Annotated in this window: 8 protein-coding genes; 3 read left to right on the forward strand and 5 right to left on the reverse strand. The window is 59.5% G+C overall.

The annotated features are described in order from the left end of the window. Positions 1-163: 163 nt before the first annotated feature. On the forward strand, positions 164-1,789 hold the full coding sequence (locus V8689_RS13215) for a methyl-accepting chemotaxis protein (protein ID WP_056784734.1): 1,626 nt from the start codon (positions 164-166) through the stop codon (positions 1,787-1,789). 556 nt (positions 1,790-2,345) lie between these two features. Here V8689_RS13215 and V8689_RS13220 read toward each other — a convergent pair. From V8689_RS13220 to V8689_RS13240, 5 genes are all read right to left on the reverse strand, one after another. Beyond that, on the reverse strand, positions 2,346-3,323 hold the full coding sequence (locus V8689_RS13220) for an NAD(P)-dependent oxidoreductase (protein WP_056784737.1): 978 nt from the start codon (positions 3,321-3,323) through the stop codon (positions 2,346-2,348). After that, positions 3,320-4,612: an MFS transporter gene (locus tag V8689_RS13225; protein ID WP_014718725.1), complete on the reverse strand. Its 1,293-nt coding sequence runs from the start codon at positions 4,610-4,612 to the stop codon at positions 3,320-3,322. The genes V8689_RS13220 and V8689_RS13225 overlap by 4 nt, the downstream gene beginning before the upstream one ends. Positions 4,613-4,657: 45 nt before the next feature. Next, positions 4,658-5,599 (reverse strand): sugar kinase, encoded by a 942-nt coding sequence (locus tag V8689_RS13230; RefSeq protein ID WP_056784742.1) that lies wholly within the window; start codon positions 5,597-5,599, stop codon positions 4,658-4,660. Then, positions 5,592-6,374, reverse strand: a complete 783-nt coding sequence (locus tag V8689_RS13235) for a sugar phosphate isomerase/epimerase family protein (protein ID WP_056784745.1) — start codon at positions 6,372-6,374, stop codon at positions 5,592-5,594. Before V8689_RS13235 ends, V8689_RS13230 begins: the two co-directional genes overlap by 8 nt. Positions 6,375-6,458: 84 nt before the next feature. Beyond that, on the reverse strand, positions 6,459-7,520 hold the full coding sequence (locus V8689_RS13240; RefSeq protein WP_056784965.1) for a LacI family DNA-binding transcriptional regulator: 1,062 nt from the start codon (positions 7,518-7,520) through the stop codon (positions 6,459-6,461). 243 nt (positions 7,521-7,763) lie between these two features. On the opposite strand from V8689_RS13240, the gene V8689_RS13245 reads away from it, so the two are divergent. Together V8689_RS13245 and V8689_RS13250 are read left to right on the forward strand one after the other, a co-directional pair. Then, positions 7,764-9,740, forward strand: coding sequence for a hypothetical protein (locus V8689_RS13245; RefSeq protein WP_056784747.1), 1,977 nt, complete (start codon positions 7,764-7,766; stop codon positions 9,738-9,740). A gap of 140 nt (positions 9,741-9,880) precedes the next feature. Then, on the forward strand, positions 9,881-11,953 hold the full coding sequence (locus tag V8689_RS13250; protein ID WP_056784750.1) for a hypothetical protein: 2,073 nt from the start codon (positions 9,881-9,883) through the stop codon (positions 11,951-11,953). Positions 11,954-12,028 lie beyond the last annotated feature (75 nt).

Genomic DNA, 12,028 nt, shown 5'->3' on the forward strand with positions numbered 1-12,028 from the left:
ATATTTATAAAAACCCTGCGCTAAAGCCGTGGCCCAGCCGATATCAAGCATAGGCCCACACTACAACGACAACAGTGGTGACCAAGGTCTGGGCAGCGCGTTGACGCTGACGGATCGTTTCGCGGCAAGGATGCACGCAAACACTACTTCTGAGAGCAGCCCTATGTCCCTCCGTCACCTGAATATTGCCCCTCGCGCGTTTATCGGTTTTGCCTTCATTGCGGTTCTGGTGGTGCTGCTGGGCGTGTTTGCGGTCAACCGTATGACGCAAATGCGCCAAGCCTCCCAGGACATGAGCGCCAACCAACTGCCCAGCATGACTCACCTGGGCACCATCACCGAAAACGTGCTGCGCATGCGCATCCTGTCGTTTCGCGTGCTGGTCAATCGCGAGCCTGCCGCCTTGCAGGAAGCCGAGACGCGCATTGACGTGCTGGCTGACAAGGTCAAGACCGCCCAGGCCAAATATGCCACGCTGCCTGCCGGCCCGGAGGAGGCTGCGCTGTACAAGGCCTTTGGCGTCACCCTGGACAACTACCTCAAAGCCCAGGCCGAGATGGTGGCATTGTCCAAACAAGGCAAGGTCGATGAGATGCGCGCCCTGATCAACAGCCGCATCAAGGACGGCACTGACCAGATGGGCGAGCAATTGAACAAGCTGATCGCCATCAATGCGGCCGACGCCAAGCAAGCCGACGTAGATGCCGGGCAAAGCTACGAGGGCGCGATCACCGGTGTGGTAGCGGTCTCTGTAGTGGCGGCGTTGCTCACCGTGCTGCTGGCCTGGTTGCTGACCCGCAGCATTGTGACCCCGCTGCGCAAGGCGGTGGAAGTGGCCGAAACCATTGCCGCCGGCAACCTCAGCAAAACCATCGAGGACGATGGCAAGGACGAACCGGCGCGGTTGCTCAGTGCGCTGTCGACCATGCAAGCCAGCCTGCGCCAGACCATCCAGCACATCGCCGGTTCGGCCACGCAGCTGGCTTCGGCGGCGGAAGAGTTGAGCGCGGTCACCGAAGAGGCCTCCCGTGGCCTGCAACAGCAGAACAATGAAATCGACCAGGCCGCCACGGCCGTCAATGAGATGACGGCGGCAGTGGAGGAAGTGGCGCGTAACGCGGTTTCCACCTCCGAGGCGTCCGGGCAGTCCAACCAGGCGGCGCGGGAAGGGCGTGATCGGGTGATGGAAACCGTCGGCGCGATCCAGACCATGACCCAGGACGTGCAGAACACCTCGGCGATGATCGAGGGCCTGGCCGCCCAGGGCCGGGATATCGGCAAGGTATTGGATGTGATCCGCGCGATTGCCGAGCAAACCAACCTGCTGGCGCTTAACGCGGCGATTGAAGCCGCCCGTGCCGGCGAGGCCGGACGAGGCTTTGCGGTGGTCGCCGATGAAGTGCGCGCCCTGGCCCATCGCACCGCGCAGTCGACCCAGGAAATCGAGAAAATGGTAGCCGGCATCCAGAACGGCACCGGGGAGGCGGTGCAGTCCATGCAACAGAGCAACCAGCGCAGCCAGACCACCCTGGAAATGGCACGCGCAGCCGGCGCCTCACTGGAGCAGATCACAGCGTCCATCAGCCTGATCAACGAACGCAACTTGGTGATTGCCAGCGCGTCGGAAGAACAGGCCCAGGTCTCCCGCGAGGTGGACCGCAACCTGGTCAACATCCGCGACCTGGCCACCCAGTCGGCGGCAGGCGCCAACCAGACCAGCGCAGCCAGCCATGAACTGTCGAGGCTGGCGGTGGACTTGAATGGAATGGTGGCCAGGTTCGTCGTCTAACAATTGTCACAAAACCCTGTGGGAGCTGGCTTGCCTGCGATAGCAAACGAACAGTCAGCACTTACCGTTATCGCAGCATAGGTATCTGTAGCGCTCAACGGTAACCACGATGCGAAGCGAGCCGCTCTTGATCTTGATCTGCTTTTGATCTCAAGCGCCCCGTCAAACCACGCTGGCCGGAATTCGACAGGGATTTGGGGGGTAAACCGGCAGGGATGCCGGTTTAGCCGCCCCGCGCCATGGATGGCGCGTGGCGGCGGCCCCCCAAATCACTGGCGGATTACGGGCACACCGAGCCTAAGCGAGGTGCCGAGTGGTGGGGCAAGAGCCTTTTGCTTACTTTTGGGCTCCTTTCAAAAGTGAGCCGCCGTCAGGGCGGAACCCTAAGTAGCCGTTACCGCAGCAATGGATATGTACCCAATCCAGCTGTGTTGACTGTCAGGCCGCCTTCGCAGGCAAGCCAGCTCCCACATTTGAATCGCGGGGTGCCAGGTAGATAGGCGTCGGCTGTCAGGCCGTCACGGGAGCCAGCTCCCACAGTTGCTCTTGTGTTGTATCAGTGCCTCCATGCCCCAGGATTCACCAGGTTTACCGGCTTTTCGCCAGCCAGTGCCGCCAGCAGATTATCCACCGCACACTTAGCCATCGCCTCCCGCGTCTCATGGGTGGCCGAGCCGATATGCGGCGTGGCGACCACATTATTCAACCGCAGCAACGGTGACGCATGATCCAGCGGCTCCTTCTCAAACACATCCAACCCCGCCGCGCGGATAGTGCGTTGCTGCAACGCTTCCACCAGCGCCGCCTCATCCACCACCTTACCTCGCGAGATATTGATAAAGATCGTCTGCGGCCCCATCAGCGCGAATTCCTCGGCGCCAATCAGCTTCTCGGTTTCAGCGGTCAACGGCAATGTCAGGCAGACAAAATCCGCCTCTTTGAGCAAGTCCTGGAGGCTTCGGTACTGCGCGCCAAAGCGCGCCTCCACCGCCGGCTTGGGTGAGTGGCTGTGGTAGATCACCGGCATACCGAAGCCAAAATGCCCGCGCTGGGCAAGGGCTTCGCCGATGCGGCCCATGCCGATGATACCCAGGGTCTTGCCATGTACATCGCTGCCAAAATGCGCCGGGCCGATATTTTTGTTCCACTGGCCGGCACGCACCATGTCAGCCAGTTCCACCACGCGCCGGGCGGTGGCCAGGATCAGCGCAAAACCGGTGTCGGCGGTGGTTTCGGTGAGCACGTCCGGGGTGTTGCTGAGCAGGATGCCGCGTTGGGTCAGGTAATCGATATCGTAGTTGTCGACGCCCACCGAGACGCTGGCCACGGCTTCCAGCTGGGGCGCCAGGTCGAGCAACCGAGCGTCCAAGCGCAGGCTTGCCCCCAGCAGGCCGTGGGCGGTAGGCAGGGCATCGCGCAGCTTGGCCAGGCCGGTTTCATCCAGTGCGTCAATCAGCGTGACCTCGACCTGCTCATGCAGACGAGCCATGAGCGGGGCGGAGAGTTTTTTGTACAGCACGACAGACTTTTTCATGAGGTTTTTACCTTCAATTCCAGGGTTGGCGCCGGGGAGCGATCACTGGCGCCGGGCTTGAGGAAAATCGTCAGCACCACGGAAAGCAGCAGCGCGCCGCTCATCAACAGGTACGAAGCGCCGGGCGAGCCGGTGCTGCTGTTGAGGTAACCCACCAGGTACGAGCCGCCGAACGAGCCCAGGGCGCCCATGCTGTTGATCAGCGCCATGGCGCCACCGGCGACGTTGGCTGGGAGGATTTCCGGGACGATGGCGAAAAACGGGCCGTAGGGTGCATACATGCAGGCCCCGGCGATCACCAGCAGGGTGTAGGACCACCAGAAGTGTTCGGCCCCCAGCACGTAGGACGCGTAAAAGGCAATCGACGCAATCAGCAGGGGCGGCCAGACAAAACGCTTACGTTTTTGCAGCTTGTCCGAACCCCAGGACACCACGAGCATGCCAATCACCGCTGCCAGGTAGGGCAGCGCCGAGAGCCAGCCGGCTTCGACCATGTCCATCTGCAAGCCGGCTTTGAGGATCGACGGCAACCACAGCACGAAGCCGTACACGCCAATGCTCCAGCAAAAGAACTGCAGGGCGAGAATGATCACCTTGGGCGAACGGAACGCCTCGGCGTAGTTCTTCACGGCCTTGATTCCCACCTGCTCGGCGGCCAGGGCGGTTTCCAGGCTGTGCTTTTCGGCGTCGCTCAGCCACTTGGCATCCTTGGGACGCTCATCGGCCAGCTTCCACCAGATAAACGCCCACAACACTGCCGGCAGGCCCTCGATGATGAACATCCAGCGCCAGCTGAAATGCTGCACCAGGTAGCCCGACACCACCGACATCCACAGCATGGTCACCGGGTTGCCGAGGATCAGGAAGGTGTTGGCCCGCGAGCGTTCGGCACGGGTGAACCAGTGGCACAGGTACACCAGCATGGCAGGCATCACGGCGGCCTCGACCACCCCGAGCATGAAGCGGATGACGATCAGCATGTAGGCGTTGGACACCACGCCAGTCAGCGTGGCCAAGCCGCCCCAGAGGATCAGGCTGACGAAGATCAGTTTCTTGACGCTGCGCTTTTGCGCGTAGATCGCCCCTGGCACCTGGAAGAAAAAGTAGCCAAGGAAAAACAGCGCACCGAGCAGCGAAGACATGCCCGGCGTGATCATCAGATCTTCGGCCATGCCGGACGCGGCGGCGAAGCCGTAGTTGGCGCGGTCCAGGTAGGCCAGGCTGTAGGTGATAAACACGATAGGCATGATGTACCACCAACGGCGGGTGGCGAGTTTCACGGTTTCCATGGGGTTGCTCCTGAGCTTGTTGTAGTTGTGGCAACAGGTAATGGGTCACGCAACGGATCGGGTGGGTAATTCAGCGCGGGTCGGCAAACCCTCCATATCGCCACGGCTCTGCACGGCGCGGCTGCCGATCCAGTTGCCGCGCTGCACGGCCTCGGGGAAGCTTGAGTTTTCCAGTAGGGCGCTGATCATGCCCACGGCAAAGCCATCGCCGGCACCGACCGTATCCACCACCTTGGCTACCGGTACGGCGGCGACAAAACCCTGGTCCATATGGGTGCGGTAATAGGCGCCCTCGGCGCCCAGCTTGATCGCCACGGCTTCGGCGCCCTGGTCGAGGTAGAACGCGGCGATGTCTTCCGGGTCGTCAAACCCGGTGAGCAGGCGGCCTTCGCCCAGGCCCGGCAACACCCAGTCGGCCAGAGCGGCCAACGCGTTGATTTCGCGGATCATCTGCGCCTGGCTGGCCCACAGGGACGGGCGCAGGTTCGGGTCGAACGACACGCTGCGCCCGGCCTTGCGCATTTGCGTCATCAGTTCGAACGACAGTGCGCGAGTGGCATCGGATAGCGCTGGCGGAATGCCGGTGGCGTGCAAATGGCGGGCTTGCAGCAGCGCCGGGTGGATGGCATCGATGCACAAGTGGCTGGCGGCCGAGCCTTTGCGAAAATACTCCACTTGAGGGTCTGCGCCGGCCTCTTCACGGGACTTGAGTTGAAAGCCGGTGGGGTGCAGTGGGTCGACGGCCACATGGCGGCAATCGAGCCCTTCTTTAGTCAAGGTATCGACCACAAAACGCCCGAGGGAATCGTTACCCACGCGGCTCAGCCAGGCCACGTTGAACCCCAGGCGCGACAGGCCGATGGCGACGTTGCTGTCGGCGCCGGCAATGCGTTTGTGAAACTGCCCGACCTGGGCCAGGTCGCCAGTCTGTTCGGCGACAAACATCGCCATGGTCTCGCCAAACGAGAGGATATCGATCTCAGACATGGGCGTTCTCCACATGGGGTTGGCCAAGGCGGGCCAGGGTCGCGACCTGTTGTGCGGTGACCTCGATCAGGTCATCGCCCTGCAACGGAAATTCCACCGCCCGGGTAATACCTTGAGTCATGTGTTTAAGCAGTTGTTCCCACAGATGCAGGTCGGTGGCGCCCGGCGGCAAGGCCACGAGCTTGCCGTCGGCGCGACGGGCCACGGCCTTGCAGTGCAGGTAATCCACATGCCGGCCCAGCAACCGCGCAGCGGTGAGCGCGGATTGGTCTTGCCACTGCCAGTTGCCGATATCGAAGGTCATTTTCACTGGCAGGCCGAGACGTTCGACTTCAGTGAAAAACCGTTGCATCGGTTCAATGCGCCCACCGTGCAGGGTCTGGTCGTTTTCCACCAGCAGCTTGACTGGGTGGCGGTTGAGCAGGGCGTGCAGGCTTTCCAGATCGTTGGTATCGGTGAAGTAACCGAGAGACACTTTCAGCCAGCCCGAACCAAAGGCCTGGGCGCGGTCCAGGGTAGCGGCCAGCTCGGCATTGGGCTGGGCACGGCCGGCGACCCACAGCTCCAAGGGCGAGGAAAATACTGATTCCAGGCCTTGTTCTGCAGCGGCCAGGGCCAGTTCGGCCGATTGCTCGGTGGTGAGCAGTTCTTCACGCCACTCAATGCGCTGGGCACCGGCGGCGCTCAGCAGCGCGACAAAACTCAATTGGCCCTGCTGGCGAACCAGGTCGGCGCCGTAGCTGGAAAGGCTGATGGAAACGGGGTATTTATGCATTGTTGTTTACCTCTGAAACCGGTTTCATTTTCATGCGCAGAACAAAATGTGGGAGCGGGCTTGCTCGCGAAGGCGGCGTGTCAGTCAGCTTGGAAGTGGCTGATACACCGCCTTCGCGAGCAAGCCCGCTCCCACAGGGGATTGAGTCGAGCCGCGGATAATCAGCTCGGGTAAAAAATCCAGGGTGCGGGTGGGGGCGGTATCGCCGCGCAGGCGCTTGAGCAAACAGTCAAAAGCGCTGGCACCAATCGCTTGCGTCGGTTGGGCGAGGGCGGTGATGCCATTACCCACCAGCGGGTACCAGTCCAGGTCATCCAGGGCGATCAGGCCCACGTCGTCGAACAGGTCGCAGCCCAGGGCCTTGAGTGCACGGGTGCAGGCCAGTGCTGCCACGCCGTTGGCGCAAAACAGTGCCTTGGGGCCGGGTTTGGCGAGAAAGGCTTGCAGACGGTTTTCCAATTCGCCATCCAGTTCAACCACGGCGCCTGTCAACGCCGGGCGCTGGGCAATCTCGGTGGTGAAACTCGCCAGGCGTTCCAGACGTGAACTGGTGCCGTCGGTGGTCTCGCTCACCAGCAGCACCTCGCGGAAACCCTGCTGTTGCAGATGGTCCATCGCCATACGCACTGCCGCCGGGTTATCCAGGCCCACCAGGTCGCTGTGCAGCGGTTCGACCTTGCGGTCCACCAGCACCAGGGGCATTTCCCGTTGCAGTTCCAGCAGTTGGTCGAGGTGATGGCCCAGGGTGTTCACGATCAAGCCTTCGATGTTGTAAGAGCGCAGCGCCGCCAGGTGCTGGCGCTCCTGCTCGTCATCGCGGTCGGTGTTGCATACCACCAGGCTGTACCCGTGCTGGCGGCACGCGGTTTCGACGCCGTGCATCACGGCAATGGAGTAGGGGTTGCGGATATCCGCCACCAACATGCCGATCAGGCGCGTGCGCCCACGCTTGAGGCCACGGGCCATCTGGTTGGGGCGATAACCAAGTTCGTCGATGGCCTGTTCGATGCGCAGGGCGATGGCATCGGAGAGCAGGGCGCGGTCATCGCCGATAAAGCGCGACACGCTGGCCTTGGATACGCCCGCGCGCTCGGCGACGTCGAGCATGGTCACGCGGCTGCGCTGGGCGGCGGAGAATGAAGTCACGGTAAAGCCTTTCTTATTGGAGTTTGGGGTCGCGCTGAAACCGGTTTCAGGGAACACCAAGTCCAAGAAGCCGTCAAGCTAATCTTCGCTATTGGCACGCAGCAATGCTTGGATAAAACCGACGAATGGGACCCACAACCTGTTAATTCTGACAGTTCCCAAACAGAAGGGGCTGGCGTTTACTTTCTCACAACGTGATGGGTGGAAGCGCTCCAGGAACTCATCATCGAAAGAGGAAAGAGTATGTCCATTTCAACATTGACTCATATTTCTGGAGCGCGCATTGGCGGGGTACTTGCGCTGGGACCCATGGACATTCCGGGTGTCGACCCTCTCGACCCCAACGGTCTTGTACCGGTTTCACTGACGCTTGCGCCCCTGTTGGTCAGGATACCTATGTGGCTCCCGGCCCCAGAGCCGCTGGATACCCCCCACAGAGTGCAACTTCTCTGGTTGCGAGACGGTATTGAAAGACAGGCCGACCTGAAACTGATTGATGCTCCACCGCCGCCGCTGCCTGCATTTGTGCAAATGCACGTGCCATTGGCCATGCTTCGAGAGCGTTCAGGCTCGGTGGAGCTTTATTATCGTGTGACAGACTCGGAGGGGCAGGTTAGCGAGCTTGATCCGAAGGTCACATTAACCATTGATTTGGAATCACCAGAACTGCTCAGGCCGGATGACCAACTCAGTTTTGTGACTGCGCCCATCACGGGTGTCGATGAAGCCTACTTGGCGGGCAATGACCCGGTGCGCTTCAATGTCCCGCCTTATCGAGGGCGAGAGCGCAATGATCGCATTGAAATGTTTCTATCCAACAACCCGAACCCAGCTGCCGCTGCGCCTGACGGCGATTATGTATTGGTAAACACCTCGGACCCGCTGATCAGCGAGTTACCGGCCGCCGCATTTCGTCGCCTGAACAACGGGCAAGCCTACATCTTTTATCGAGTATTCGACGAGGCTGGTAATTTCAGTACGCGTAGTGCCGGCTTACCCTTTGTATTGGACCTGATAGCAGGCCCAGGCGTACCTCTCCCTGCGCCTACTATCATGCCGCCAGCCTATGACGACACTCTCATCAAGCGAGATGACGCGCGAGCTGGAGTGGTGGTGCTGGTTCCCCCCTATGCCAATTGGGCCGCGGGTGATCAATGTCGGGCTTATTGGGACGAACGGCCGGTGCCGGATGTCCCGGTGTCAGATGGCGTCGAAACACAGGTACCCATTCCTTGGTCCATCCTGAGGGGCCCATTGCCCGTCTTGGTGGCAGAAGAGATCCGGATACGTTACGAGATTATCCGTGGTCTGGTGAGCTACCCCTCATTTGGACGTCGTATCAGGCAGGACTTCACCGTGGCGGGGCAAGACCATGCGGGAGCGCCCGCATTGCTTAACCTCACTTTGCCGTCGGCTGAAGTGCGCGGGTTGGTGTCAGATGAGGCCAATTTGGTTGACCTTAGAGACAAGGATGTTGGCGCTCGTGCCCGTGTGTTTCTCTATGACGACCCACAGCCAGGCCAAGTATTGCGGTTCTTCTGGAATGGTATCGGGCCGGTGGCGACCAAGACGGTCCAAGTCGGGGAGGTCGCCGGCCAACTGGTATTCTCCAGCGTTATTCCTTGGGGCGTCATGGAAGGCATCATTAACTCGTCGTTGCCCGTGCATTACACCACCGATAACGGGGTTAACCAGCAACAGTCCAGAAATACTGAAGTTGATGTTAATACGGGGCCGCTGCTCAGCTTTCCTACTCCGGTTATTCAGCACACGCTTATCGGTGGCACGGGTACGTTTCTGACGTGTTGCTCATCCCCGGAGATATTTGCAGGTGTTAGTTGGAAAGTCGTTTCCCATGGCGATTTTCAAGTGAACGACGAAGTGCGATTTTTTACCCACGGCTACAACAACAATGGTTGGGTAGATCCCATTGTTCCAGACAGTAGGTTCACTCAAAGCAAGACCTTTGATACGCCAGCGGATTTAGTCAATGGGTTGGACTTTACGGTCATGCCCTACGATCCAGTGGTGTATTCGTTGCGCCTTCAGAGTACTGCCGTTGCATGGTATGAGGTGTGGCGCGGTGGAAGCAAAATCGGTGAGTCGATCCTGCGCCGCTTCAGGGTTGACCTGGCTTATCCCGCGGGTGGGTTCTGCCAGGCAGGGGATGTCGTTCATTGCACAAGTGACGGTGTGCCCTCGCTGATAACGAAAAGGTGATGACATCGGTGCAGGCTTAACGTCTGAAATAAGCGGCGGGCACAGGTGCTTCTAGCCGGCAAATGGCTGTACTAAGCGAATAGGGTTAAACGAATATTTTCGCTGTTGTTCGTCGCCCATATTGTCACTAATGGAGAACGATGATGAATAAAAAGACGCGTGATTATTTTGCCAGATTAAACTCTGTTGTTAGCCCGTCGGCAGTCGTTTTATCACAGTTGGAAGCACCAGAAGTCGATTCTGTTCCAGGGTTTCCAGGATTGCTTTCTCGGGAACAGGCTTTGTCTCAAGATTTGGAACTGCGAATGCCGCGATGGGAAGACTATAGCGTCAGTGCCGCCGCTCCGGATACCGTGAGAGTGTATATAAAGCCGGTAGATGATGCGGAGTATGGAGAGCCGTTCCTAACGTTCACTTTTAATTTCGATGCAACACTGCCACAAGCCTATGCAACTGCGAATATCGCCCGAGGCAGGCGTCCGCCAGGTCACTGGGATATCAAGTACGAGGTGTATATCAGACGTGCGGATAACTTGAGCGAATCGACCGAGATGCGTTTGATTGTCGATACTGATGCACCGTACGCATCATCTCCGAATCTCCCGCCAGCGCCTATCCTACCGGCAGGCTTGACACTGCCCATTGAAGAGGCCGATTTTCCAGCGCCTCCCAATGATCGACTGTTTTTTTCAATTCCAGATTACGTCGCTCAAGGGCGTGCGCCGGGCGATAGGCTGAGAATTTTTTACACAGATTCCGATACCCCCTATGCACCCGATCCTCCCTCTACCGATGTGGATTGGCCCGTGACGGACCTGAGGTTTCCATTGCCCAAGAGTGTCGTCGAGGGCGGGCCGGACGCGTTCAATACGCTTCGGTATCAGCTACTGGACGCGGCGGGCAATCCCAGCCAGCTTTCCTCCTCTTTGCGAGTGGATGTGGCCTTGCTGCCTGCGCCGGCTAATTTGAAGCAGCCCCTGATTGGCAGAGCGTTCCCGGGAGACAACCGCTTCGACCGGGCCGACGCCGCCATTGACCAGGGAATGATTGTGAGAGTCCCTGAGTACGACAACCCTCAACGGGAAAATGACGGTGATGTGATTGACATCCAGTTTTCGACCAGCATCGCCAGTGCAACCCTGGAAAATACGCCATTAGGCAATACGAATTTCCCATTGGCCGTTGATGTTCCATTCCATATTTTGCAAACGCTCTATGGCGCGTCAACAGGTGATTTGCTGTTGACGGTCACTTACATCATCAAGCGTCGATCCAAGACGTATGGTCCTGCGCCGTCGACGATCATCAATTTGAATCTACACGTGGTCGGGCCGACCCCTACCAATCCTCCGGACCAGACTAACACCGACCTCTATCCGGTCGTAATCAAGGGGGTTGATCCCAGCGGCACCGAGGGTGCTGACAACGAGCTATTACCGGAACACGCCAATCGGCCTGCCAATATGCATATCACGTTGTGGGATGAGGCCCCGACCCCAGATACCGAGGACTTTACCATCCGGGCCTTTTACGAGGGAGAGCTCGCCGCCACTCGGCTGATCACGGGTGGGGTTGCCGGCGCTCCGGTCACCCCGCCGTTGCAGATTCCATGGGCGTTGATTGCCAAGCATGGTAACGCACCGCCTCTGAAGCAGGTGCATTACACAATCGATACGGGGCCTGGTACGAATCGGCAGGAGTCCGAGGTGACCTTGGTGGACGTACAGGCCAACGTCCAGGCCCTTGTCATGCCCGAAGTCCGGAACCTGGAAATGTTGGGCGGTCCTCCAGGCGCAATCAACTGTACTACTTTCAGGCCTGTGAATATGGACGGACGTATCACAGTTTATATTCCGCCGTCGGACTTGTTTGAGCCGACTATGGTGGTCCGGGTGGACTGGCAAGGCTACAGTGATGATGCTGGCATGACCCCAGTGCTTGCGTCCGTAGGGTTCAAAGACTCCCCTCCGTTGACCTCGGCCATGATCGCGCTGGGGTTTGAGGTGACCCTGGACGCGCCTTTCTCCACCCTCATGAAGACGATTCATCCACACGCAGGAGAACGGCACACGGGGTCGGCACGGATCAACTACACCATTCAACTGACAACAGGGCCTTTAACATCGAGCGACGCTTTGCATCGGGCACGCTCGGTCAAATCTGGCGTCTCTCCCACCTACTGCGACAACACGCCGGTACCCGCGGCGCCCTGAATGGTTGCGGCAACGACCAGGGAGCAGCCAGCTGCTCCCTGGATCCACATATATATTCTCACCCTGTGTGTCGAC

The organism is Pseudomonas sp. AK181 (genome assembly GCF_051122975.1).
Lineage (GTDB): Bacteria > Pseudomonadota > Gammaproteobacteria > Pseudomonadales > Pseudomonadaceae > Aquipseudomonas > Aquipseudomonas lactis.